Raw genomic sequence first — 25,184 nt, forward strand, 5'->3', positions numbered from 1 at the left:
CTGCGTCTCTTCCTGCCGGCGTGACGACGAGTGGTGGTCACCCTGATCATGTCGCGCCCGACCACCACCGGCCAAAGGTTTGCGCCAGGCCGCGTCCCCGTCGGATGACGCAAGTACCTCACGCGTTGTCAGAGGGGCGTGACAATATCTGGGCATGGAGGGGTGGGGACGCCAGTTCCGTGCCTGGTTGTCGTCGCTCGACGATGTCCGGATGCGGCGATTGTTGATACGCCATGTGTGCCTGCGGCGGCGCCGATGCGTCTGCCGCTACCCGAAGGAATCCCGAGCGGCCCAGGGCGTGACACGCCAGGAGGTACAGGCCGCGCGGGTCTGGTTCGCCCGGGCGAAAGAGGCCCAGTTGGCCGACGCGGCGGTCTGTGCCGTGGCCAGGGCGGCCAGGATGCTGCGTGACGAGTACGGCTTTCCGGGCCACGTGGTCGCTGAGCCGACCGCCGGACAACTCGTCACCCTGCTGGAGGTGCTCGACCCCGAGTTCGCGCGATGCGTGGTTCACGGCCTTCTTCATCCGCGCTCGGCCCAACTGCCCGTCGCGGAACTGGTCGAGGAGCAGCCGGAGAGGTACTTTCACGCCGCCGACTGCGAACCGCCGCCCCACGCACATGACATCGGCCCGTCGTTGAACGCCCTCACCACCGCCGTACCTCACGAGAAACCGGAAGCCGCCACGATGACGTCCCCCGAGTCCCAGGCCAACACCACCGCCGAGACGGCACCCGTACAGCGTTCTGCGACCGCGGACCTGCGGCATCGGGCGGACGGGCTGGCACGGGCACTGCGTGAGACGGCCGACCGGCTGGCGGAGGGCCGGTCCGTGGCGGAGCCGGGCTGGACGCGGGACGACATCACCGACTGGCAGCGACAGCGCTCCCTCCTCGCCGAGAGTGTGACAGCCGCCGGTGGGAGCTGGGACGCGGACGCGGGCTTCCGCGAACTGGAAGCGGAGCTGGACCTCCTGGATGCTCGGGCGGCCGAGGAACGCGAACGCAGACTTGACGGGCTGCGTCGGCAGGCGGAGCAGCTCAAGCAGATGATCGCCGAGGCGGAGGACGCCGTCGCCGCGCATCTGGAGCAGGCGCTGGAAAGGCTGACGGGGCAGATCTCCGAGCTCGAGTCGGCCCCGGGGACCGAAGCGGTGAGCGGCAGCACCCCCGGAGCCGCGGACGACGAGCTCTCCCGGCCCGCCGACGGGACACCGCGGCCGGAACAGGCCGAGGCGGTCGATCCCGAGCGGACGGACGCCGCCGACCTCGCGGCGTCGGGCGGAGCGGCCGCCTCCGACACCCGTGAGCGCCCGCCCGCCCGGCTCGAACGCGACGCCCCGGAACTGCCGAGGGGGCCTGACTTCTCCGCTGCCGAAACCGCACCGATCCCGGCCGAGCCCACTGCGGCTTCGGTCGAGCCCGCCGCGGCTTCGGCCGAGCCCGCCGCGCCTGAGGTCATGCCCGCCGCGTCCGAGGTCGTGCCCGCCGTGCCGACCGAGGTCGTGCCCGTGCCGACCGAGGTCGTGCCCGTGCCGAGCGCGGTCGTGCCCGCGCCGACCGATCCCGTCATCGTGCCCGAGTCCGTGATGGTCGCGCACCCCGTGGATGACGCCACTGCGGTCGAGACCGTCGAGTACCCGGACGACACCCCTTGGCCCTCGGGCATGGAGTTCGCGGACTGGGACCCGGCCGAACCCTGGGAGACGGGACAGCGCTCGCCCGTGGCTCAGCTGGTCGCCGAGGGACGGCTGCCGCAGGCGTACTGGATGACGGCCGCCGCCTCGCGAGAGCCCGAGACGCGTGTGCAGGCGCTTGCCTTCGCCACAGCAGCCTTCGGTTGCGTGGGAAGCGACGAGGCGACTCAGGTACAGATCGACCACGACGTCGCCCCCGTGACCCTCGCGGACGACCGGGAGGCACTTCTCGTCGCCACGGTCGCGGCGCTGCGGGCAGGCCTGAGTGCAGGCTGGCCGCACGTGCTGGTCAGCGACTTCGCCTCGCCGTCGGGCCTGCCCACCCCCTGGCAGCAGCTGCTCACCGTGCTGGTCTCCGCCGTACGGGACTGCAAGACGTTCGTACCCGGAGCCATCGAGGACCTCGCCGACCCGGGAGACACCCTCACCCTGCGCGACCTCGGCGAGGACGCGCGCGTCCTCCTCGAGGACCTGCCCCGGCGGAAGATCAAGTACCAGCGAGCCTCTCGGGTACTGCAGTACCTCGCCGGACCGTCGGGCGCCCTCCACCAGGCGCTCAAGGCCGTGGTGGACTGGGCGCACGGCGGCGATCCCGCGCAGGTGGCACGGCTGAGCGAGCATTTCAGACGGCCGGAGCACACCGACCGGCTCATCGAGGAGGCCGACAGCCGGTTCCGTACCCCCAAGCAGGCGAAGGAACCCATTCACTCCGGCGCACTGCGCCAGCTGCACGCGGCGGTGCGGTCGGTGGGCGAAGTGCTGGCCAAGGCTGACGCGGTCGCCGGGGTCATCCGCAGCCGCGGCGCGACGAAGGGCGGCGAACTGCCGGCCCTCGGCGCGGTCGTCAGCGAACTGGAGACGTACGAGGTCCCGCCGGGCGTCGGCGGGGCCGCCCTGGGTCTGCTCCGGGACTGGCTCGTCGGCCACTACGTCGCCGACACCAGCGCGCTCACCTCCGCGGAACAACGACCTTTCGCCGCGCCGCCGTCCGCCGACTTCCTGCTGCTCAGTCCCGGTCTGCCCAGGGACACCGACGGGCAGCCTGATCTGAACGACCCCCGTACCCCGCGCGCGATGGCCGCGTTCCTGGCCCCCGTGTCTCCCGATGACGCCCTGACCGCCTACCTCGGCACCGGGGACCTGCACCTCGCCCGCGCCCTGATCGCGTGGACCGAGCGCAATCCGGTACACGCGGTAGGCGTGTCGGAGGACTGGGCCGACACGGCCAGCCGGCGTATCCGCGAGGCGGAGAAGGACTGGCGCAACCGCACGACCGAACGGCACCGTGAGGCGGCCGGGCTCCTCGCCCAGATCCGTACCCTCAACCTGATGGCACCCGACGAGGAGCGGGACTTCACCGGCCGGCTGGAGGAGTTCGCCGACGGCGACGAGGCGGGCCGCTACCGGCACGCGCTCACCCGACTCGCCCAGCTCGTCCAGGAGCTGCGGGTCACCGTCGAGAACTCCACCGACCGGCTCCGGCAGGACCTGGACAACCTCCGGTTGGACCCCGAGCGCCCGCTCGCCCAGAGCGACCACGACCGTATCTGGGACCTCATAGAGGAGGGCGACACCGTCACCGCCCAGGAGTTCCTGGCCTTGGCGGGCGGCGGGAACCAGCTTCCCGAGCGGCCGGAGGACGACGGATCGGAGCTCGTCGAGTTCGTCGCGGGACTCACCGGCGCGGGTGTGCCCCAGCCCGGCGGGGAGGGCGTCCACGCCTCGTGGTGGGTCCGGCGCTACGGCTCGGACGCCCGGCTCACCTCCGCCGCGGAGCAGGCGCTCGAATCCTGGCAGGCGCTGTGTTCGAAGAAGGGGCGCAGCAGCGAGTGGCAGCAGCACATCCCGCGCGTGCTGCGCCTGCTCGGTCTTGAGCCCGCCACCGCTTCCCTCAACTCCGACAGGCCCGGCCAGGGCATACGCCGGCTCAAGCTCCGCGCCTCCGTCGCGGAGGCCGCCGGCTACGTCGCCGCGCTCGGCTCCCGTGCCACCTCGTACACGATCCTGCTCGTCTGGGAGGAACAGCGTGACGGCGGCGCGCTGGCCCACCTGGAGGACGCGGACGTCGACGCGAACATCGTGCTCTACCTCCACCCGCTCGGCCTCGGCGGACGGAAGGCGCTCGCCGAGGCGGCCTCCGGGCGCGCCCAGCAGGCCTTGGTCGTGGACCCCGCGGTGTTCGGATGGATGGCCGCGCGGGCGCCCCGGTCGTTCCGCGCGCTGCAACGGGTGACGCTGCCCTGGACGTCGTACAACCCGTACACGCCGTTCGTCGCGGGACTGGTGCCTCCGGAGGTGTTCTACGGGCGGGACGACGAACTGCGGGAGGTGATGGACCCCAACGGCGGCCTGTTCCTCTACGGAGGACGTCAGCTGGGCAAGTCCGCCCTGCTGCAGCGGGTGGCCGAACTCTTCCCGAGCCGTTCCGAGTCCAACGTCGCCGTCTACCTCGACCTGCTCAAGGCCGAGATCGGGCAGGCCGAGCCGCCCGAGCAGATCTGGTCGCTGCTGGCCGAGGGACTCAAGCGGCGGCAGGTCTTCAGCGCGAAACTGTCGGACCGGGCCACCCCCGACACGGTGGCCAGACGCATCCGTGACTGGCTGGACGAGGACGACTCGCGCCGGCTGCTGATCCTCGCGGACGAGGCGGACGCCTTCCTGACGGCCGACTCGCGCCGGGTCTTCCGCGCCGGCGGTGAGTCGACCTTCCAGAACGTCAAGCGGTTCCAGCAGCTCATGGAGCAGACCAACCGCCGCCTCAAGATCGTGTTCGCCGGTCTCCACCAGGTGCAGCGCTTCGGTGACCTGTCCAACGTCTCCACGGCGCACGGCGGTCCGGACGTGCTGGTGGGGCCGCTGAAGCCGCATGCAGCGGTGCGGCTGGTCACCGAGCCGATGGCCGCGCTCGGATTCGTCTTCGACCGGCCGGAACTGGTCTGGCGGATCCTCGCCATCACCAACTACCAGGCCAATCTGGTGCAGATCTTCTGCAGTGAACTGGTGCGCACGTTGCAGGGCCGCCCCCGTCCCGAGGCGGAGCACCCCACCAGGATCAAGGAGGAGGACGTCCAGGGCGTCGCGGCCTCCGAGACGGTACGCAGACGGCTGGCGGAGCGGCTGCGGTTCACCATCAACCTGGAGGACCGCTACCGGGTCCTCACCCTGGTGATCGCCCTGCGCAGCCTCGCCGACCGCTACCGCGGCGACTACACGCCCGAACAGCTCCTCGATCTGGCACGCGACGCGTGGTCGGACGGCTTCGACGAGCTGGGGGTCAGACGAGTCGAGATCTACCTCACCGAGATGGTCGGCCTCGGCCTCCTCGTGCAGCTCGGCGACCGCCGCTTCGCGGTGCGCAGCCCGAACGTCGTGAACATGCTCGGCACTCGGGAGGAGCTCGAACTCGAACTCAGGGAGAGCGAGTTCAGCCTTCCGTACGACTACGACCCGCGCGCCGCACGGCGTCTGCTGGGACGCGACAACGGCAACCTGATCCAGCGGTACAGCCCGCTCACCGAGGGCCAGTTGCACGACGCCGCCCAGCCGGGCGTCACACTGATCGGCACCACCGCCCTGTACCAGCCGCCGTTGATGATCCGCGCGGCGGAGGCCTTCGCCGAGGCGCGCGGTGTGGAGGTGCGCAAGGTCAAGGTTCCCGACGACCTGCGCACGGTCCTCTCCGAAGCCACCCGGATGCGCCGCAACTACGTCCTGGTGGCGGATCTGCGCGGTCTGGATCCGGTGGAACTCGCCGTCGCCGTGCAGCAGTGCGTCGACCACGCCGGCCCCGCGGCCGACGAGCGAGTGCGCTCGACCGCGCGCAAGCACACCGGGACCCGGTCCGTGTTCCTCCTGGCCGACGCCGTCGTCGCCGGGGCGCTGCGTGACGCGCGTGCGGACGCGCCGCTGCCCGTGCGTCATCTGCGCCCCGAACGGTGGACCGTGGACAGTCTGCGCGCCTGGCCGGAGTGTCCCTTCGTGTCCGGGGGCGATCGAGGCCGTCTGATCGCGGCCACGGGCGGCTGGGCTCCCTTCGTGGAGCAGGCCATCGCGGAGGTTTCCGTCCGGGGCGCCACCCTGGAGAGCTCACTCGACGCGGTCAGCCGGGCCATCGCGAAGCCGGAGAACCTGGCAGAACACTGGAACCGCTCCGGCCTCGACGCCGAGGACGAGGAACTGCTCGGCATGTGGGGTTCGTACGTCGACGAGGGCCAGGGAGTCCCCCTGGACGACGTGGCCGCGGCGATCGAACGCGATCTGGAGGAGACCCGGCGCTGGCTCGACCGCCTCGACCTGATCGGCGTTCTGGACGCCCTGCCGGCGGGACTGGCCGTGGACCCCGTCACCTTCCGGGCGGCACGTGCCCGCGTCTCCGGGGCGTGAGAGGTGGAACTGAGTCCCAGGGCGCTGTCGGACCTGCCCGGGGTGCGGCGCCAGATCGGTCGCATAGCCGCCGACCTGGCCGCCGGGCTGCACTGCCTGTGGCTGCTTCCGGACGACTTGGTGGCGGCCGGATACGGCGCGGAACTGCACCACACCGCGTTGTACTCCTCGTCCGAGCGTCTGGACCTGCCTGCCTTCGTCGAGGCGGAGGAGGCCGTGTCCCGGTTGCCGGAGCCGATCGGCTGGCCCACGGACGATCTGCCGGTCCTCGAGGACTACGACAACGGGTTCACCATCGATTGGGAACCCGACATTCCGCAGCAGCGCGGCGCGCCGCCCCGGTCCGCCCTGCTGCCCGAACCCGTGGGGTCCGACCTGCTGGGCAGGCTTGCCAAGGAGCTCTCCGTCACCCCGGCCACGGTGATCGACTCCCTCACCGAGCCCGGTCGACCCTGGCGGCCGGTCATCGGCATCCGTGCCTGGGAGGAGCCCGAGCCGGCAGGCGGGCCGAGCGAACCCGAGGGGGAGCGCGGGCGGGAGATCGCCCGGTTGATCCGCTCGCTCAGCGCCGCCGTCAAGCAGGCCGGGCTGGTCCCGGAGGACAGGCCCCGGCTGCTGGTGACCGCGCGGGTCGGCGACCTCCCGCCGCAGCTGCCCGACGAACTGGAGCTCAACCTCGCCTCCTCGGCCGTGCACTGGTGGTGGGGCACTCTCGACAGGCTGGACAGCGCCACCGTGGTGGCATCCGTGGCCATGACGTCGGGCCATGACGTGCACCGGTACGGGGAACGACTGCGCGACCGCATCCTGCGATCCGTGCGCGACGAGGTCGTGAGCGAGGTCTGTGGACCTGATCCGGTGCTCGGCTGGCGGCTGTCGCGCTGCTGGGACGGCAACGTGCGTACGCTTGAGGACAGCCTGCGGGCCTGCCTCGTCGGCCGCCTCCCCGATGCGCAGGGGCTCACCGTCGTCCATCCGGGCCTCGGCTCGGGGTACCGGCCCTCCGTCCGGCTGCGAGCGGCCTGGGCGCGAGGACTGCTGCAGTCCTGGGACGGCCGGGCCCGCGCGCACCCGGCGGTCTGGTGCGCGGAGGTGAGGGACCCGGAAGAGCTGGGCGTGCTGGTGAGCCAGGCCCAGGCGCGCATTCTGCTGCCCTGGATCGAGGACGTCCGGCGCCGCTTGGCACTGCGCGCGCTGGCAGGCCGGACCGGGCCTGTCGCGGACCTCGTCGCCCGCTATGTGGAGCGTGTTCCGGCCGAGTACCGGACACGTCCGGAGGAAGCCTTTCAGCGCATAGAGGTGGGACCGATGCTCAGCGCCTGCCGACAGGGACACCTCAACCTGCCGAGGGAAGACCGTCAGCTGCTGGAGCGGCTGGTTCTGGCCCGCAACGTGCTGTCCCACAGAGGGGTGCTGTTCGACCGAACGCTGCGCACCCTGTGCGACGAACTCGCCGGGTTCGACGAGCGCTGGTCCGACGAGAACTGAGGCCGGGCGGGCGGGACGACCTTCCGGCACGGCAACGCGCGTGATGCGGCGAGCTGTAGGAACTCCACAGGAGCGTCCGCCTTCCGCTGTTGGTGCCCCAATGCCCGCGGCCGTGAGGGGACCGGTAGGTTTCTGACGAAGCCGCCTGTCGTGTCAGCTGTTCGGGCGGGTGGTCAGACCGAACGAAAGGGTGATCCGTTGAGCCGCTCGGTTCTCGTCACTGGAGGCAACCGGGGCATCGGCCTCGCCATCGCCCGTGCTTTCGCCGACAACGGCGACAAGGTTGCCGTCACGTACCGCTCCGGTGAGCCGCCGGCCGTCCTCAAGGAACTGGGCGTCCTGGCCGTCAAGTGCGACATCACCGACTCCGAGCAGGTGGAGCAGGCCTACAAGGAGATCGAGGACGCGCACGGCCCGGTCGAGGTCCTGATCGCCAACGCCGGCATCACCAAGGACACGCTCCTGATGCGCATGTCCGAGGAGGACTTCACCTCGGTCCTCGACACCAACCTCACCGGCACCTTCCGGGTCGTCAAGCGCGCCAACCGCGGCATGTTGCGTGCCAAGAAGGGCCGCGTCGTTCTCATCTCCTCGGTCGTCGGCCTCTACGGCGGTCCCGGCCAGGCCAACTACGCCGCCTCCAAGGCCGCCCTGGTCGGCTTCGCGCGGTCCCTCGCCCGGGAGCTGGGCTCGCGCAACATCACCTTCAACGTCGTCGCGCCCGGCTTCGTCGACACCGACATGACCAAGGTGCTCACCGACGAGCAGCGCGCCACCATCGTGTCGCAGGTGCCGCTCGGCCGGTACGCGGAGCCCGAGGAGGTCGCCGCGACGGTGCGGTTCCTCGCCTCGGACGACGCCTCGTACATCACTGGAGCCGTCATCCCCGTTGACGGCGGACTGGGAATGGGTCACTGATCACCATGAGTGGAATCCTCGAGGGCAAGCGCATCCTGATCACGGGTGTGCTGATGGAGTCCTCCATCGCCTTCCACGCGGCCAAGCTGGCCCAGGAGCAGGGTGCCGAGATCATCCTCACCGCCTTCCCGCGGCCCACGTTGACCGAGCGCATCGCCAAGAAGCTGCCGAAGCCCACCAAGGTCATCGAGCTCGACGTGACGAACGACGAGCACCTCGGCCGCCTTGCCGACCTCGTCGGCGAGGAACTCGGCGGCCTCGACGGCGTCGTCCACTCCATCGGCTTCGCCCCGCAGGACGCGCTCGGCGGCAACTTCCTCAACACGCCGTTCGAGTCCGTCGCCACCGCCATGCACGTCTCCGCGTACTCCCTGAAGTCGCTGACCATGGCCTGCCTGCCGCTGATGCAGAACGGCGGCTCGGTCGTCGGCCTCACCTTCGACGCCCAGTACGCCTGGCCGCAGTACGACTGGATGGGCCCGGCCAAGGCCGCCCTGGAGGCCACCAGCCGCTACCTCGCGCGCGACCTGGGCAAGCAGAACATCCGCTGCAACCTCATCTCCGCCGGCCCGATCGGCTCCATGGCCGCCAAGTCCATCCCGGGCTTCAGCGACCTGGCCGCCGTCTGGGACCACCGCTCCCCGCTGGAGTGGGACCTCAAGGACCCGGAGCCGGCCGGCAAGGGCATCGTCGCCCTGCTGAGCGACTGGTTCCCGAAGACCACCGGCGAGATCATCCACGTGGACGGCGGTCTGCACGCCATCGGCGCCTGACCCGCACGGACCCCCGAGGCCCGCATCCCGTGAGGGTGCGGGCCTCACCCGTTCGGCCCACCGGCCGGGCCGTCGTCGCTGCGGCGGCGCACCCTGGATTACGCGTGGAGCGAGCGTTCACCGCGCGACGTCCCTCCCCAGCCCGGCCGAGGAGGTCCCCTTGTGCGCCTGTCCCGCAGCCTGGCCCCGGTGACCCTGGCCCTCGCCCTGGTGCTGACGCTGCCCTGCGACGCGGAGTCCCACACGCGCGTGCCGAGCGGGCACGAACCGGCCCCGGAGCTGTTCGGTGCGTCGTGCCGGACCACCGTCCGCGGCTCCCATGTGGTGGCCTACTGCCACAACCCCTATGTCGACACCGACCGGGTCCGGCTGCACATCGAGTGCGCCCAGTGGTGGGACATCGACACCGACGGCTCCCCGGTCGACGCCGGCCCGGCGCTCACCGTACGGCTCTCCGGCCGCTGCTGGAAGGAGGTCCGCGCGGTGTGGATCAGCCACCAGAAGGTGAGCTGAACCGGTCCGGACGGCACAGGAACGGGTAGCTCGCCGCCTCCTTCGCCGCCGCGTCCGCGTCGCCCGCGCGGATCGCCTCCACCAGCCGGGCGTGGTCCATGTACGACTGCGGCGTCAGCTCGGCGCCGACGTCCGCGCGCAGCCAGTCCCGCAGCACCTCGCCCAGGTCGGCGTACATCGCCGTCAGCACGTCGTTGTGCGAGGCGGCCACCACGGCCAGGTGCAGGGTCGCGTCCGCCGTCACGAAGGCCTCCGCGTCCCCCGACCGCCAGGCCTGCTCGCGGCGCGCCAGCAGGGCGTCGAGCTGCCTGAGATCCTTCTCGGTGCGGCGGGCCGCGGCCAGCCGGGCGGCCGACGACTCCAGGGTGGAACGCAGCTCGGCGATGTGCCGGGGATCGGCCTCGGCGAACCGGCGGTGCATCACACCGGCCAGCTCACTGGTCGCCGCGACATACGTCCCCGAGCCCTGGCGGATGTCCAGCAGGCCGTTGTGCGCCAGCGCCCGGACGGCCTCCCGGACGGTGTTCCGGGCCACCCCGAGCTGCTCGACCAGCTCCGGCTCGGTGGGGATGCGCGAGCCCACCGGCCACTCGCCCGAGGTGATCTGGTTCCGCAGCTCGGCGATGACCTGCTCGGACAGCGCCGAGCGGCGCGGATGGCTCAGAGGCATGACACACCTTCGCACGCGAGGACCCGGCGGGAACGATCGGGCCTGCCCGGGGATGGACAACCAATCATCCCATGATTCTATGATGGGCCTCATGGCAGGCAAGGAAATCGAAGGCGCGACGTCTACGACAGCAGGGACGACTGCAGGGACGACTGCAGGGACGACTGCGGGGACGACTGCATGGTCGACGGCACCCGAAGGGAGCCCCGCGACCGCCACGCGCGCGTGGACGACACGGCTGGTCGTCATCGGCATCGTGCTGTCCGCGGTCAACCTCCGGCCCGCCATCACCAGCCTCGGCGCCCTCCTGGAGGAGGTCCGGGACGGCCTCGGCATGAGCGGCAGCGTGGCCGGACTGCTCACCTCCGTGCCCCCGCTCTGCTTCGCCGTCTTCGGCGTCACGGCTCCCCGTCTCGCCCGCCGCTTCGGCCCGGTGGCCGTGGTCTGCGCCGGGATGGTGGCCGTCACGGCCGGCCTGCTGATACGCCCGTACGCCGGGAGCACGGCCGGGTTCCTGGCCGGCAGCGCGCTCGCGCTCATGGGCATCGCGGTCAGCAACGTGCTGATGCCGGTCATCGTCAAGCGCTGGTTCCCCGACCGGGTCGGCTCCATGACCGGCCTGTACTCGATGGCCCTCGCCGCCGGCACCTCGGTGGCCGCCGCGGTGACCGTGCCCATGACCGACGCGCTGGGCGGCGGCTGGCAGGCCGGGCTGGCCGTGTGGGGCGGGCTCGCGGCGGCTGCGGTGCTGCCGTGGGTTCCACTGGTACGGGACCGGGGAACGGCACCGGTCCCCGAGGCCCGGGCCGGGGCCGCGGCACGCGCGCGTGCGGAGCGGCAGCCGCCCGCCCTGCGGATCACCCGCAGCCGTACCGCCTGGGCGCTCGCCGTGTTCTTCGGGCTGCAGGCCACCGCCGCCTACATCACGATGGGCTGGATGGCGCAGATCTTCCGGGACGCGGGCGTCTCCGCGAGCACGGCGGGGCTGCTGCTGGCCGTCACCATGGCGATGGGCGTACCGCTGGCCTTCGTCATCCCGCGCGTGGCCACCCGGCTGCCGCACCAGGGCCCGATCGTGATCGCGCTCGGCGTCTGCGGCCTCGCCGGATACGCCGGCCTGTACCTCGCGCCCGCCGGCGGCGCCTGGGCCTGGGCCGTGCTGCTCGGCATCTCGAACTGCGCCTTCCCGCTGGCCCTCACCATGGTCGGGATGCGGGCCAGGACCGGTGCGGGCGTCGCCCAGCTCTCCGCGTTCGCCCAGAGCACCGGATACCTGATCTCCATCCCCGGCCCGCTGCTGGTGGGCGTGCTCTACCAGCACGGCGGCGGCTGGGGTCTGCCGATCGCCCTCATGATCGGTCTGATGATCCCGCAGATGGCCGTCGGCGTCCTCGCGGGCCGCGACTGCACGGTGGAGGACGAGGCGGCCGGGGCCGCGTGACGCGGAGCCGGCCGGGGTCGTCCGACGTAGGGCGGGCCGGAGTCGCGTGACGTAGGTCGGGCCGGGAGCGTGTGACGTAGGTCGGGCTGGGAGCGTGTGACGTAGGTCGGGCCGGCACCGCCTCGTCGCACCGGCCCCGGCGGCCTGTGCCGTCCCTCCGGCGGCCTGTGCCGTCCTCGCGGCGGCCCCTGCCGGCCCCCGCCGACCCGTGTCGCGGCCCCCCCGCCCGGTCCGTCCCCTTCCGGGGGTGCCAGACTGGCCCCATGCCAGTGCTCGACCCGAACCCCCAGAACGGTCAGAAGAAGATGCTGATCGTCTTCGGCTCGTTCTTCGCCATCTTCATCGTCATCGCCGTCATCGCGACCCTCGCGTCCCCCTGACCACGCCGGCCACCGCCCCCGCGGCCGATGGTGGGGCTAGCCCCACCATCCCCTAGGGGGTGAGGGTCAGGGTCAAGTGGGTGGATCACCGGATGGGTTGGAGACCGCGGATTCCGTAGTTTCGAGGTGTGGCCGCGAGGACGGCCGACGGACCTCGGAGACCAGCGGAGGCGATCATGCCGGCCCTAACGCACACCCGGCCCCACCCGGCGACCCCGGGCAGCGTCGACATCCGGCTCCCCTGGTGGGCGCTCGCCCTTCCCGCGCTCGCCTTCGTCGCCCTGCTGATGCTCATACTGAACCCGGCGGACGCCCACGCGGCCACCGGCGACCCCGCCGTCACCCACCTCTTCGAGCGCGTACAGCAGCTCGTCACCCGCTAGCCGCCGTACCTCGGCGCCGGCCGCCGGGCAGGGCGAAGTCGCATGTCAACTCCCTGCGCCCGATGGCCTGTTTCATGCGAAGCTGGGTGCCATGAGCGTCGCAGAACCCCGCAGGATCGTCCTCTTCCGCCATGCGAAAGCCGACTGGCCACAGGTGACCGACCACGAGCGACCGCTCGCTGACCGGGGCCGAATGGACGCCGCCGTCGCCGGACGCAAGCTGGCGGACAGCGGTATCACCTTCGACCTGGCCCTGTGTTCCACCTCCCTGCGTACCCGGGAGACCTGGAAGTTCGCCGTCCATGAGCTCGCGCACCGGCCGAAAACCATCTATGAGGAGCGGTTGTACGAGGCCTCGCCGGGCGAGCTGATCGCCGTGCTCAACGAGGTGCCCGACGACGTACAGAACGTGATCCTCATCGGTCACAACCCCGGCGTGCACGGGGTGACCGAGATCCTCGCCGGCACCGCCGAGGCCGACGCCCGCGAGCGGATGAACCGCCGGGGCTTTCCCGCCGCCGCCTTCGCCGTCGTGACGCACGAGGGCTCCTGGAAGGCTCTGGAGCCCGGCGCGGCCACACTCGCGGACTACTGGGCACCCTCCGAATGAGACCACCGCGCCACCACTGACGTGGCACGTCGAGGGCCCGGCACCGCGGAGAACGGTGCCGGGCCCTCGCGTCCCGATCGGGGTGTCCGATCGACGTGTCCGTGCGGGGTGTCCGTGCGGGGTGTCCGGATCGTCGGCCGGACGGGTCAGCTCCCGGCTCAGCCCTCGTCGTGGGTGTCCGCCGCCTCGACCTCTTCGCGGGTGACGCCCAGCAGATACAGGACCGTGTCGAGGAACGGGAAGTTCACCGCGGTGTGCGCGGCCTCGCGGACCACCGGCTTCGCGTTGAAGGCGACACCGAGACCGGCCGCGTTCAGCATGTCCAGGTCGTTGGCCCCGTCACCGATGGCCACCGTCTGTACCAGCGGCACGCCCGCCTCGGCGGCGAACCGGCGCAGCAGCCGCGCCTTGCCCGCCCGGTCCACGATCTCGCCGGTCACCCGGCCGGTCAGCTTCCCGTCGACGATCTCCAGCGTGTTGGCCTGGGCGAAGTCCAGCCCGAGCCGCTCCTTCAGATCGTCGGTGACCTGGGTGAAACCGCCCGAGACGACGCCGACTTGGTAGCCGAGCCGCTTCAGCGTACGGATCAGGGTCCGCGCGCCCGGCGTCAGCCGCACCTCGGCGCGCACCTTCTGCACGACCGACTCGTCCAGCCCCTTCAGCAGCGCCACACGCGCGTGCAGCGACTGCTCGAAGTCCAGCTCGCCGCGCATCGCGGCCGCCGTGACCTCGGCGACCTGGTCCTCGCAGCCGGCGTGCGCGGCGAAGAGCTCGATCACCTCGTCCTGGATGAGCGTCGAGTCCACGTCCATGACGACCAGCCGCTGGGCCCGCCGGTGCAGACCCGCCGCCACGACCGCGATGTCCACGCCGAGCTCGGCCGCGTCGGAGGCCAGGGCGGTGCGCAGCGGCTCGGTCTCCACGCCGGACACCGCGAACTCGACCGCTGTCACCGGGTACTTGGCGAGCCGGAAGATACGGTCGATGTTGCCGCCGGTCTTGGCGATCCGGGCGGCGATGGCGGCCGTCGACTCGGCGGTCAGGGGGTGGCCGAGGACGGTGACCAGGGAACGGCCGAGACCGCGCGGCCGGTTGTCGCCGCGGCCGGAGATGATCTCCGCCTGCATCTTCACCGACTCGGCCCAGCTGTGCACGGTCGCCCGGAGATCGCCCTCCAGCCCCGCCGGGGGCTGGGTCACGAGCGCGCACAGCACCAGGCGGCCTCGCGTGACCACCTGCTCGATGTCGACCACGTCGACCATGTAGGCGGCAAGAGTATCGAAGAGGCCGGCCGTGATGCCCGGCCTGTCCTTGCCGAAAATCTTGACGAGGAGAGTGGGGACCTCGGAGGTCTGCGGATCGCTCATGGTGTAACCACGGTAACCGGCACCCAGTGCCTGCGGCGCAGGTGGTCCGCCTGACGGACACGGAACAATAGGTGTCGGGCCGGTGTCGGACGCTTTGCTTCCGGACAACGGGCGAACGTGCGTGCGATGTCCATGGCCGGGCCGGCCCGGGCCGGACCGGGGAGACACCCGGCCGCGTCCTCACGCATGGTTCGGCACCGGGACACGTGCACGCCTGACGTCACGATCCGTGCGGCCGCCGCTCCCGGCTCCCGCTCCCGGCTCCCGCTCCTCGCTCCCGCTCCCATGCCTGGTCCCGCGCCCGGTCTCAGCGCCGGGGTCGCCCGGGCGGAGGGGGCGGGGGAGGAGGTGGTGGCGGCGGTGGTGGTGGCGGCGGTGGCGGCCCGGCGCTCGGGCCGCCCTGGGAGCCGTCGGGCCGCCGTGCGCCCGGCCGGGGCCGCGAGGAGCGGGGCGGCGGGTCGACCGGCCGGGCCATGGTGGGCGCGCCGTACACGTCGCCCGAGCCGGGCGGCGGTGCGTCGGAGCGGTCCCCGCCGCCACCCGGCCGGCTCTCCTCCGGTGCCCGCCGTGCGTCGGCGCGCCGGCCGTCGTCCGCCGGGGGCGGTGCGTCCGGCGGGGGCGGTGCGTCCGGCGGACGTCGGCCCGGGACGGCGGGACCGCTCGGCGGCGCCGCCCGCCGCGCTCCACCGGACCAGGCTCCCCGGCCGCCCCCTGACTCCCCTGCCCCCCTTGACTCCCCTGAGTCCCGCAGCTCCTCCGGCACCCGGAGATACGGGTTCGTGTTCGGATTCGGCGGACGGTACGGAGTCCCCGGTGCATAGGGTCCCGCCCCGCTCCCGACCCGTTCGGGAGCGTTGCCGCCCCCCGGGCGGGCAGGCCCGGCGCCCGCCCCGCCGTGTCCCACGTCACCCAGTGCCAGCGGTGCCGCACGCGACCCGGCCGCGCCGGTCACCCACGCCAGCAGCGCCCCCGCGGCCCCCGCCGCCGCGCCCCAGACCGCGCCGAGCAGCAACGCCATGCCCAGCTGCCCGTGCAGTTGGATCCCCGCCCCGAACGCGTCGAAGCCCAGCACCGACAGCGAGGCGTCCACCGACACGTCCGCCAGCCAGGCCAGCAACGGCAGCGTGAGCGCGGTGGCGATCCCCAGCCGCACCGCACACCGCCCGGCGAACCCGAGCGCGCCGGAACGCGAGCCCGGCCCACCTGCGCCCCCAGCCCCGGCCGGGCCGCTCGGCCGCCCGGCAGGAGTCCGCCCCACCGAAGTCCGCCCCACCGGCGTCCGGACCGCCGTGAACACCCCGGCCAGCAGCATCAGCAGTGCCGCCGCCACCCCCAGCAGCCACACCCGTCCGTCCAGGTCGGCCAGGTGGCCCAGGGTCACCGACTGGTCGGACTTCGAGTTCAGGAGTTCGTCCAGGGGGTGCGGCAGGAACATGGTCAGGACGCCCGTGGCCCGGCCGTCGAAGGGGACGAAGAGGCCGATCGGGATGCCCAGCCAGACTCCGTTCGGGGCACCGAGGAAGGCCGCGCCCATGATCCGGGCCGGGTGCGGGTCGCCGATCGCCGCGAAGGCAGCCGCCGCCCAGCCGGCCGCCACGGCCACCAGGAGCACCGTCACCAGCGCCGAGGCCGCCGGCCGTACCACCCGGTGCACCGCCTCCCAGCCGCGCGGCAGCGGAGTCCGGCGGGAGGCCAGCAGGGCGATCAGCAGGATGCCCACCGCCCAGCCGAGGCCGCCGAGCAGGGTCGCCGCCGTGTCCACGCTGAAGCCGACCGCCGCGTTCGCGTTCACGAGGTCGCCGAGGCGGTCCGGCAGCAGCCCGCCGATGTCACCGATGCCGGGGATCTTCAGCCCGCCGCCGCTCCCTCCCCCCGGCAGCTTGTCCAGGCCGAGCGCACCGCCGTCGATCGTCACGACGGAGTGCCCCGCCCAGGCCAGTCCGCCCAGTGTCGCCACGAACAGCACGACCACCGAGGCCGCCCGGGCCAGGAGTTCGGCCGGGGCGATCACAACTCCCGCCGTGCGCAGGGACCGTAAGAAGAACCATGACAGGAGCAGCGCGCCGACCAGGCTCACGCCCAATGGCGTGATCTGGATGGCCGTCGTGGCCTCCGCTCCCTTCAGGCCGAAAGCGGACAGATCTCCGTCCGGGGTGACCGAACCACCCGCCCCGAGCGCCACAACGGCCGCGGTCATGGGGCCCAGTGAGCCCGCCGCGTCGGCCCGCAGCAGATGCAGACCCAGCGCCGCCGTACCCGCCATACCGATCAACGCCCAGCTCACGGTGGCGATCGCGGACAACAGGATGTCGGCCCACGGCAGCCGTACGCCGTGCCCCGCGCGCTCGACTCCCGTACCAGACGCACCAGCACTCATGGCAGACCCCCCGATCCGCAGGCACACCGGACCACTCCGTCGCGCTTGTCCCCCTCGCGTGGATTACCACTCTCCGGGCCGGTTTCAACCCCGTCAACGGAAAGAGTTGAAGCGCTCGTCCGAGGCCTCCACAAGGCCCGGCTTTCGGTCAGAGGGCCGAGCCTGAAATAGTTCCCGACGATGTTCGACATCCCTAGACTCCCTGTGATGGGGGTAACTCGGGGGACTACTCATGGGGCTTGGAGTGCCGGAACTCGTACTCGAATCAGACGGACGCACCTGGACGCTCGATCCGTCCAGGTCATACACCCTCGGACGCGATCCGCAGGGGGACATCGTGTTCGACGACGCCAGGGTCTCCTGGCGACACGCCACGATCAGCTTCGACGGCCGCAGTTGGGCCATCGAGGACCACGGCAGTACCAACGGCACCTTCGTGCAGAGCCAGCGGGTCCAGCGGTCGGAGATCGGCCCGGGCTCGGCCGTCCATCTCGGCAACGCCAACGACGGACCGCGCCTGAGCCTGTCGGGCGCCGCATCCGCCGTCGCCCAGCCGCAGCCCCGGCAGCAGCCGCTCGCGGCGCAGGGCGCGGGCGGTCCGGGCTGGTCCCAGCAGGCGGCTCCGCAGCCGTCGGCCGCGCAGCCGCAGGCTCCGCAACAGGGCTGGCAGCAGGCCCCGCCGGCGATCCCGCAGCAGCAGGGCGTCCCGGCCATGGCCGCCGGCGGTGGCGCGGGGGCGCCGCCGGTCTACGGCGACCGCAGCCCGACCACGTTCCACCAGTTCTCCATCGGCCGCGTGATGCGCATCGGCCGTGCCCTGGACAACGAGCTGGTCGTCTCCGACCTGCAGGTCTCGCGGCACCACGCCGAGTTCCACTCCGCGCCCGGCGGCCGCATGGAGATCCGCGACCTCGGCTCGCACAACGGCACGTACGTCAACGGCATGCCGATCGCCAAGGGCGGCAACGCGCTGCTCGACGCGGACGACATCGTGGGCGTCGGCCACTCCACCTTCCGGATCGTCGGCGACCGGCTCGAGGAGTTCGTCGACACCGGTGAGGTCTCCTTCTCCGCGCGCCATCTGACCGTCACGGTCGACGGCGGCAAGCAGATCCTCAAGGACGTCTCCTTCGGCGTCCCGGAGAAGTCGGTGATCGCGGTCATCGGCCCGTCGGGATCCGGCAAGTCGACCCTGCTCAAGGCGCTCACCGGCTACCGCCCCGCCGACGAGGGCGAGGTGCTGTACGACAACCGCAACCTGTACAAGCAGTTCGCCGAGCTGCGCCAGCGCATCGGTCTGGTCCCGCAGGACGACATCCTGCACAAGGAGCTGACCGTCAAGAAGGCCCTCAAGTACGCGGCCAAGCTCCGCTTCCCCGCCGACACCACGACGGAGGAGCGCGAGGCCCGCATAGACGAGGTGCTGCGCGAGCTGAAGCTCGACATCCACAAGGAGAAGAAGGTCACCTCCCTCTCCGGCGGCCAGCGCAAGCGCGTGTCGGTGGCCCTGGAACTGCTCACCAAGCCGTCGCTGATCTTCCTCGACGAGCCCACCTCGGGCCTCGACCCGGGCATGGACCGCGATGTCATGCAGCTGCTGCGCGGCCTCGCCGACGACGGCCGCACGGTCCTCGTCGTGACCCACTCGGTGGCCGAGCTGGCGCTGTGCGACAAGCTCCTGGTGATGGCCCCGGGCGGCGCGGTCGCCTACTTCGGGCCGCCGGAGGAGGCGCTGAACTTCTTCGGCTACGACACCTGGGCCGATGTCTTCTCCGCCTTCGAGAACTACCGCGACTACGACTGGGCGGGCCGCTGGAAGGGCTCGCAGCACTACCAGATGTACGCCGCGGACATCGACGCCGTTGCCCCACAGGCCGTACAGATGCCTGCGATGCAGGCGATGAAACCGCCCAAGCCGCAGGGCTGGCTGTCGCAGTTCAGCACGCTCGTGCGTCGGTACGTGTCGGTGATCGCCTCCGACAAGGGCTTCCTGATCCTGACGGTGGTGCTGCCGCTCGTCCTCGGCTCGGTGAGCCTGCTCATCGACGCCGGCAAGGACCTGCTGGTCAACACGGAGATCAATCCGGCGACGAAGCAGCCCGTCCCGAACGGCACGGCCACCACGGTCCTGCTGATCCTGGCGGTCGGTGCCTGCTTCGCCGGTGCCGCGAACTCCGTCCGTGAGCTGATCAAGGAACGGGTCATCTACGAGCGGGAGCGCGCGACCGGCCTCTCCCGCTCCGCGTACCTGATGTCCAAGGTCTTCGTGCTCGGCATCGTCACGGTCCTGCAGGGCCTGCTGGTCGGCGTCATCGGCTTCGCCAGCCGGAAGATCCCGGCGGAGGGCGTGGTCTTCGGCCACCTCACGCTCCTGGAGCTCTGCCTGCCGGTCATGGCGCTGGGCTTCACCTCGATGATGTTCGGCCTGGTCATGTCCGCCCTGGTGAAGACCTCCGAGAAGACCATGCCGCTGCTGGTCATGTTCGCGATCATCCAGGTCGTCTTCACCGGCTGCCTGTTCGCCCTGAACGGCACGGTCGGCGTCAACCAGTTCTCGTACCTGATGCCGTCGCGCTGGGCCGTCGCCGCCGCGGGCGCCACCCTGGACTTCAACGGGATCGCCCCGCCCGGCAAGGGCAAGCCCGACGACCCGCTGTGGGCGCACACGGCCGGCGCCTGGACCCTGGACATGGTCGCCCTGATCGCCCTCGGCGTGATCTGTGCCTTCCTCGTGGCCCGCTTCCTGCGCCGCCACGAGCCCGAGGTCATGCGCAAGTAGCCCCGTGGTCCGTACGACGCCGAAGGGCGGCACCCGCAACGGGGTGCCGCCCTTCGGCGTGTGCGTTCAGAGGTCCGCGCGGCCTCAGTACGCGCTGTTGACGTTGTCGATCGAGCCGTAGCGGTGCGCCGCGTAGTTGGCGGCGGCGGTGATGTTGGCGACCGGGTCGTAGATGTTCCAGGACGTGCCCGAGACGTGGTACGTCGCGAACGTCGGCGGGATCACCTGCAGCAGGCCCTTGGAGGGGATGCCGTTGATGGCGTTGATGTCCCAGTTGTTGATCGCGTTCGGGTTTCCGGAGGACTCCCGCATGATGTTGCGGTGCAGGCCGCTGTAGGAGCCCGGGATGCCCTTGGCGTTCATGATGTCGAGGGCCTGGCGGATCCAGCCGTCGAGGTTGTTGGCGTAGTTCTTCGCGGCGACCTGCTGGATCTGCGGGCGCTGCGCGGACCGGCTGGCGGCCTGCTGGGCGGCGCGCTTGGCGGCGGCCTTCTTGACGGCGGCGACGTGCTTCACGTGGGCCGCGTGGACGTGCTTCACGTGGGCGGTGTGCGCCTTCTTCACGTGGGAGACGTGGGCCGCGTGGACCTTCTTCAGGTGAGCCACGTGGAGCTGGTGGGCGGAGGCCTTCGTCTTGGCGGCGATGGCCTCGACCTTGACGTTCTGGAGGGCCAGCTGGTCGGTGACCTTGCCCGTGACGTCCTGGATCTGCGCGGTGCCGTGGGCCGCCTCGGCGGCGGTCGCGGGGGCACCGGACGTGATCGTCTCGGCGCTGCTCGGCACGGCCGAGATGGCGAGGGCGGCGGCGCCGAGCGTGGCGACACCGGCGAGCGCGATCTTGTGGCGCTTGGTCAGGGTGGGACTGTGGGTGTGCTTGGGCATGGCAGGACCTCTTCGAATAGCGCGGAGGTCGCTCGTTGTCCGCGGGGGAGACCGGCTCCTCCTGCACGAACACCGCGGGGGGAACCCGCGGTGCTGAGCGACGGCAGCCATTCTTAGCGGCCGCAAAATGCTGTGGCAAAGGTGTGACGTACGATCCCCGGTAGTGGAGCCCGGATGGGCAAAACGGGACAGACTAGAACGTCTGCCCCGTTCGGGAGGGGACCCTTTATCTCCTATGTCCGTTCGTACGTGATGTGCGCCCTATGTGCGGCCTCACATGGCTCGCACATGAATCTCACTCGTGGTTGCTGTCGCAATGCTCTGTGTGAGGGCTCTCCTCCGGGAGGATGAGGTGCACGTCCCCGAACTCGTGCCACAGGTAGAGCCCGCGCAGCGCCTCCTCATAGCTGCGGTCGACCGCGGCCCGCCCCGCGACCGCCTCCAGCATCAGCAGATGCGAGGCCTCCGGCTCGTGCAGCCCGGTCAGCAGCCCGTCCACCACCCGCACCCCGCGCTCGGGCGTCACCACGAGCTCCGTCCACCCCTCGGCCGCCCGCACCACCCCGTCGGGCCCGGCGGCGGACTCCACGGCCCGCACGGCGGTCGTCCCCACGGCGATCACCCTGCCGTCACCTGCTCTCACGTTGTTGATGAGCCGAGCCGACGCCTCCGGCACGGCGAAGCGCTCCGCGTACGGCGGCTCGTGCGCCTCCGCCGAGGACACCCCCGTGTGCAGGGTGATCGGCGCGAACTGCACCCCCCGGCTCACCAGCTCCGCCACCAGCCGAGCGGTGAAGGGCCGCGCCGCACTCGGCATCTCCGCACTGCCCGCCCCGTCCGTCGGCGGCAGCGCGAACACCGTCTGGTAGACGGACAACGGCTGGTCCCGCTCCGTATAGGAGTAACGAATGGGCCGCCCGTGCTCCCGCAGCAGTCCCCGTACGTCCGCCGACACCCTCGCCCACCACAGCCGCTCGCCCCGCGCGCTCTGCGGCTCCTCCAGGATCAGCCGTACGCCCCCGGGCAGCCGCACCTCACTACCCGCACGCGTGCCCGCACGCGCGCGTGTGGTCCCGTTCCCGTCCGGCTCCCGCAGCTCGACCGCCCACCGCCCGTCGTCCCCGCGCGTGGAGAAGTGCACCACCACGCGCGCGTGCCCGGCCCGCCCGTCCACGGCGGCCGCCAGGGTGGGAGACGTGTTCACCACCAGGAGGTCCCCGGCCCGCAGCAGGCACGGCAGCTCGGCGAAGGCGTGATGCGACACCGCCGTCCCGCGCGACACCAGCAGCCGTACGGCGTCCCGCTCGAGACCCGGCCCGCGCTGCTCGGCCGGCACCCGCGCGGACAGCTCCTCCGGCACCCTCACCACGGTCGTCATCGCCCCTCCACCAGGGCAGGAGCGCAGTACCGCCCACTGGCCGGCCGCTCGTCCAGGAGCCGCAGGAACGCCGGGACGACGGACTCGGGTGCCGGCCGCGGATCGTCGTCGTCCGGTACGGCCGCCGCGTACAGGTCGGTCGCCATGTCCCCGGGATCCACCGCCCACACCCGCAGCCCCGGCTCCTCCACGCCGAGCACCGCCGCCAGCTGGTCCAGGGCCGCCTTCGAGGCGCCGTAACCGCCCCAGGTCTCGTACGCCTCGGCGCCCGCGTCCGAGCTGATCGCGACCACCGCACCCGCCGCCGACTCCCGCAGCAGCGGCAGCGCCTCCTGGACCAGGCCCAGCGCCGCCACCACGTTCACCTCCAGCGCCCGGCGCAGCCCCTCCAGCGGCAGCTCGCCCAGGCGCACCAGCGGCTCGGCACCCAGCGCGCTGGCGTTGCTCACCAGCAGGTCCACCCCGCCCAGCTGCCACGCCGCGGCCACCAGACCGGCCCGGTGCCCGGCGTCCGTCACATCGCCGGGCAGCGCCGTCACCCGCGTCCCGTGCCCCGCGACCGCCTCCGCCGCCTCCTTCAGGACCGCCGCGCTCCTGGCGTCCAGCACCAGATCCCAGCCGCGTGCGGCCAGCACCTCGGCCAGCGCCCGCCCCAGCCCCTTCGAGGCCCCCGTGATGATCGCTACCGGCATGACAACCGTCCCCTCGGCTCCGTCCGCCTGCCCCGGCGGTGCCCCCCAACGTAGGAAGGGGACCGCCCCGGCCGCCTCGGACGCGGGCCGCAACCCGGCGGGTCCTTCGGACTACGCCCCTGGTCCGGGCCCCGCGCCCTAGGTCCGAGGGCGTACGGCCACCGGCCCGGGCCCTGCGCCGTCGGCCCGATCCGCGGTGTCGGACCCCGCCGGTACCGTGAGGGCATGAGCCAAGGTCCCCGGTCCGGCCTCGCGGCGGTGAGCTCCGCGCTGCTGGCCATGAGCAGGCATCTGGAGGTGCGCGACGTCCTCAAGACGATCGTCGCCTCCGCCCGAGAGCTGCTCGACGCGCAGTACGCCGCGCTCGGCGTCCCCGACGACCACGGCGGCTTCGCCCAGTTCGTCGTCGACGGCGTCACCGACGCCCAGTGGAAGGCCATCGGCCCGCTCCCGCGCCAGCACGGCATCCTCGCGGCGATGCTGCGCGAGGCGAAGGTCGAGCGGCTGGCCGACGTCCGTACGGACCCCCGCTTCGAGGGCTGGCCCTCGGCCCACCCCGACATGTCCGACTTCCTGGGCCTGCCGATCCGGGACGGCGACGAGGTCATCGGCGCGTTGTTCCTGGCCAACAAGAACTGTGAAAAGCCAGAGGGCGGCTGCGGCTTCACCGCCGAGGACGAGGAACTCCTCTCCATCCTCGCCCAGCACGCGGCCATCGCCCTCACCAACGCCCGCCTCTACGAGCGCAGCCGCGAGCTGACCATCGCCGAGGAACGCTCCCGGCTCGCCCACGAGCTGCACGACGCGGTCAGCCAGAAGCTGTTCTCCCTGCGCCTGACCGCCCAGGCCGCCGCCGCCCTGGTCGACCGCGATCCCTCCCGTGCCAAGGGCGAGTTGCACCAGGTGGCCGTGCTCGCCGCCGAGGCCATCGACGAACTGCGCGCCGCCGTCGTGGAGCTGCGCCCCGCCGCCCTCGACGAGGACGGCCTCGTCGCCACCCTGCGCACCCAGATCCAGGTCCTCGACCGCGCCCACACCGCGCGCGTGACCTTCGCCGCCGGCGGCTTCCGGGCCCTGCCCGCCGCCCAGGAGGAGGCGCTGCTCCGGGTCGCGCAGGAGGCACTGCACAACGCCCTGCGGCACTCCGGGGCCGAGCACGTCGACGTGACCGTGAACCGGCGCGGCGGCGGCGCCTTCCTGCGGGTCGCCGACGACGGCGGCGGCTTCGACCCGCACCTCACCCGCAGCGCCGGACGCCACCTCGGCCTGGTCTCCATGCGGGACCGGGCGAGCGGCGTCGGCGGCACGCTGAGCGTGGAATCGGCGCCCGGCAAGGGCACCACGATCGAGATGGAGGTCCCCGGTGGCTGACGTGATCCGGGTGCTGCTGGTCGACGACCACCAGGTCGTCCGCCGCGGGCTGCGCACCTTCCTGGAGGTCCAGGACGACATCGAGGTGGTCGGCGAGGCCGCCGACGGCGCCGAGGGGGTCGAGCGCGCCCAGGAGCTGAGCCCCGACGTCGTCCTCATGGACATCAAGATGCCCGGCCTGGACGGCGTGGCGGCGCTGCGCAGGCTCCGCGAACTCGACAACCCCGCGCGCGTGCTGATCGTCACCAGCTTCACCGAACAGCGCACGGTCGTCCCGGCCCTGCGCGCGGGCGCCGCCGGGTACGTCTACAAGGACGTCGATCCCGACGCGCTCGCCACCGCCATCCGCTCGGTGCACGCCGGGCACGTCCTGCTCCAGCCCGAGGTGGCCGGCGCCCTGCTCTCCCAGGAGGAGGCCAACACCGGCCAGGGGAGGGGCGGTTCGCTCACCGAGCGGGAGCGCGAGGTGCTCGGGCTGATCGCCGACGGCCGTTCCAACCGCGAGATAGCGCGCGCCCTGGTGCTGTCCGAGAAGACCGTCAAGACGCACGTCTCGAACATCCTCATGAAACTCGACCTCGCCGACCGCACCCAGGCCGCCCTGTGGGCCGTTCGCCATGGCGTGGCCGGCTGATTCGTGACCGGCTGAAACGCCCTCCGCAACGCTTCACCGACGGCAACTCGGAGGGTCGCCTTCCGGGCTGAGATTCATACCGTCGTGGGAATGTCACCCGGACGGCGCATCCTCTCCCGGCCGTGGCCGTTCTCCAGTGCGTGCCGCGGCGACCGCCGTGGCGATCGCCAAGGAGGGCTCAAGAAGTGAAGAACCTGAAGAAGGCAGCGGCCGTGACGATGGTGGCCGGCGGGATCGTGGCCGCCGGTGCGGGCATGGCCTCCGCCCACACCGGCGGCGCCGGTGCGGCCGGCGCCGCCCACGGTTCTCCGGGCGTCGTCTCGGGCAACGTCATCCAGGCCCCGGTGGACGTCCCGGTCAACGTCGTCGGCAACAGCATCAACGTCGTCGGCGTGCTGAACCCCGCCTTCGGCAACCTCGGCCTCAACCACTGAGACCGCGCGCTGCAC

At 71.9% G+C, this 25,184-nt stretch carries 19 protein-coding genes; 13 read left to right on the forward strand and 6 right to left on the reverse strand.

What is annotated here, in order from left to right; genetic code table 11:
* Nucleotides 1-298 precede the first annotated feature (298 nt).
* The 5 genes from ACFWPQ_RS06905 (at nt 299) to ACFWPQ_RS06925 (ending at nt 9,771) form a co-directional block, all read left to right on the forward strand.
* Complete coding sequence (locus ACFWPQ_RS06905; protein WP_384030688.1) at nt 299-6,079, forward strand: hypothetical protein; 5,781 nt, start codon at nt 299-301, stop codon at nt 6,077-6,079.
* Between the two features lie 3 nt (nt 6,080-6,082).
* A complete protein-coding gene (locus tag ACFWPQ_RS06910) occupies nt 6,083-7,567 on the forward strand; it encodes a hypothetical protein (RefSeq protein ID WP_384030690.1) in 1,485 nt (494 codons plus the stop codon).
* 198 nt (nt 7,568-7,765) lie between these two features.
* Nucleotides 7,766-8,485 (forward strand): 3-oxoacyl-[acyl-carrier-protein] reductase, encoded by a 720-nt coding sequence (gene fabG, locus ACFWPQ_RS06915; RefSeq protein ID WP_384030692.1) that lies wholly within the window; start codon nt 7,766-7,768, stop codon nt 8,483-8,485.
* Nucleotides 8,486-8,490: 5 nt separating this feature from the next.
* Nucleotides 8,491-9,258, forward strand: a complete 768-nt coding sequence (gene fabI, locus ACFWPQ_RS06920) for an enoyl-ACP reductase FabI (RefSeq protein WP_361284510.1) — start codon at nt 8,491-8,493, stop codon at nt 9,256-9,258.
* A 162-nt stretch (nt 9,259-9,420) separates the two neighbouring features.
* On the forward strand, nt 9,421-9,771 hold the full coding sequence (locus ACFWPQ_RS06925; protein ID WP_384030695.1) for a hypothetical protein: 351 nt from the start codon (nt 9,421-9,423) through the stop codon (nt 9,769-9,771).
* Here ACFWPQ_RS06925 and ACFWPQ_RS06930 read toward each other — a convergent pair.
* Nucleotides 9,749-10,441 (reverse strand): FCD domain-containing protein, encoded by a 693-nt coding sequence (locus ACFWPQ_RS06930; RefSeq protein ID WP_361284516.1) that lies wholly within the window; start codon nt 10,439-10,441, stop codon nt 9,749-9,751. The genes ACFWPQ_RS06925 and ACFWPQ_RS06930 overlap by 23 nt on opposite strands.
* Before the next feature lie 91 nt (nt 10,442-10,532).
* Between ACFWPQ_RS06930 and ACFWPQ_RS06935 the strand changes: the two genes are divergently transcribed.
* The 4 genes from ACFWPQ_RS06935 (at nt 10,533) to ACFWPQ_RS06950 (ending at nt 13,255) form a co-directional block, all read left to right on the forward strand.
* Nucleotides 10,533-11,882 carry a CynX/NimT family MFS transporter gene (locus ACFWPQ_RS06935; protein WP_384030697.1) on the forward strand — a complete coding sequence of 450 codons (1,350 nt, stop codon included), beginning with the start codon at nt 10,533-10,535 and terminating at the stop codon, nt 11,880-11,882.
* Nucleotides 11,883-12,145: 263 nt separating this feature from the next.
* Entirely contained in the window at nt 12,146-12,262 is a 117-nt protein-coding gene (locus ACFWPQ_RS06940; RefSeq protein ID WP_089107830.1) for an SGM_5486 family transporter-associated protein, read from the forward strand.
* Nucleotides 12,263-12,438: 176 nt separating this feature from the next.
* Complete coding sequence (locus tag ACFWPQ_RS06945) at nt 12,439-12,645, forward strand: hypothetical protein (RefSeq protein WP_384030699.1); 207 nt, start codon at nt 12,439-12,441, stop codon at nt 12,643-12,645.
* Between the two features lie 91 nt (nt 12,646-12,736).
* Nucleotides 12,737-13,255: a SixA phosphatase family protein gene (locus ACFWPQ_RS06950; RefSeq protein WP_384030701.1), complete on the forward strand. Its 519-nt coding sequence runs from the start codon at nt 12,737-12,739 to the stop codon at nt 13,253-13,255.
* Between the two features lie 158 nt (nt 13,256-13,413).
* On the opposite strand, the gene serB is transcribed toward ACFWPQ_RS06950, so the two are convergent.
* Both serB and ACFWPQ_RS06960 read right to left on the reverse strand, forming a co-directional pair.
* Nucleotides 13,414-14,622 (reverse strand): phosphoserine phosphatase SerB, encoded by a 1,209-nt coding sequence (serB, locus tag ACFWPQ_RS06955; protein WP_384030703.1) that lies wholly within the window; start codon nt 14,620-14,622, stop codon nt 13,414-13,416.
* A gap of 307 nt (nt 14,623-14,929) precedes the next feature.
* Entirely contained in the window at nt 14,930-16,999 is a 2,070-nt protein-coding gene (locus ACFWPQ_RS06960; protein WP_384030705.1) for a streptophobe family protein, read from the reverse strand.
* Between the two features lie 232 nt (nt 17,000-17,231).
* On the opposite strand from ACFWPQ_RS06960, the gene ACFWPQ_RS06965 reads away from it, so the two are divergent.
* Entirely contained in the window at nt 17,232-19,778 is a 2,547-nt protein-coding gene (locus tag ACFWPQ_RS06965) for an FHA domain-containing protein (protein WP_384030707.1), read from the forward strand.
* Nucleotides 19,779-19,862: 84 nt separating this feature from the next.
* On the opposite strand, the gene ACFWPQ_RS06970 is transcribed toward ACFWPQ_RS06965, so the two are convergent.
* From ACFWPQ_RS06970 to ACFWPQ_RS06980, 3 genes are all read right to left on the reverse strand, one after another.
* Complete coding sequence (locus tag ACFWPQ_RS06970) at nt 19,863-20,660, reverse strand: transglycosylase SLT domain-containing protein (RefSeq protein WP_384030709.1); 798 nt, start codon at nt 20,658-20,660, stop codon at nt 19,863-19,865.
* 295 nt (nt 20,661-20,955) lie between these two features.
* Nucleotides 20,956-22,038: an S-adenosylmethionine:tRNA ribosyltransferase-isomerase gene (locus tag ACFWPQ_RS06975; protein WP_384030711.1), complete on the reverse strand. Its 1,083-nt coding sequence runs from the start codon at nt 22,036-22,038 to the stop codon at nt 20,956-20,958.
* Entirely contained in the window at nt 22,035-22,730 is a 696-nt protein-coding gene (locus tag ACFWPQ_RS06980) for an SDR family NAD(P)-dependent oxidoreductase (RefSeq protein WP_384030713.1), read from the reverse strand. Before ACFWPQ_RS06980 ends, ACFWPQ_RS06975 begins: the two co-directional genes overlap by 4 nt.
* Nucleotides 22,731-22,955: 225 nt before the next feature.
* On the opposite strand from ACFWPQ_RS06980, the gene ACFWPQ_RS06985 reads away from it, so the two are divergent.
* The 3 genes from ACFWPQ_RS06985 to ACFWPQ_RS06995 all read left to right on the forward strand — a co-directional run bounded on the left by ACFWPQ_RS06985 (nt 22,956) and on the right by ACFWPQ_RS06995 (nt 25,169).
* The gene (locus ACFWPQ_RS06985; RefSeq protein WP_384030715.1) at nt 22,956-24,101 is read left to right on the forward strand and encodes a GAF domain-containing sensor histidine kinase; all 1,146 of its coding nucleotides are present in this window, start codon (nt 22,956-22,958) and stop codon (nt 24,099-24,101) included.
* Nucleotides 24,094-24,735 carry a response regulator gene (locus ACFWPQ_RS06990; protein ID WP_384030717.1) on the forward strand — a complete coding sequence of 214 codons (642 nt, stop codon included), beginning with the start codon at nt 24,094-24,096 and terminating at the stop codon, nt 24,733-24,735. The genes ACFWPQ_RS06985 and ACFWPQ_RS06990 overlap by 8 nt, the downstream gene beginning before the upstream one ends.
* A gap of 185 nt (nt 24,736-24,920) precedes the next feature.
* Entirely contained in the window at nt 24,921-25,169 is a 249-nt protein-coding gene (locus tag ACFWPQ_RS06995; protein WP_089107841.1) for a chaplin, read from the forward strand.
* Nucleotides 25,170-25,184 lie beyond the last annotated feature (15 nt).

It is taken from the genome of Streptomyces sp. NPDC058464, assembly GCF_042721035.1.
Lineage (GTDB): Bacteria > Actinomycetota > Actinomycetes > Streptomycetales > Streptomycetaceae > Streptomyces.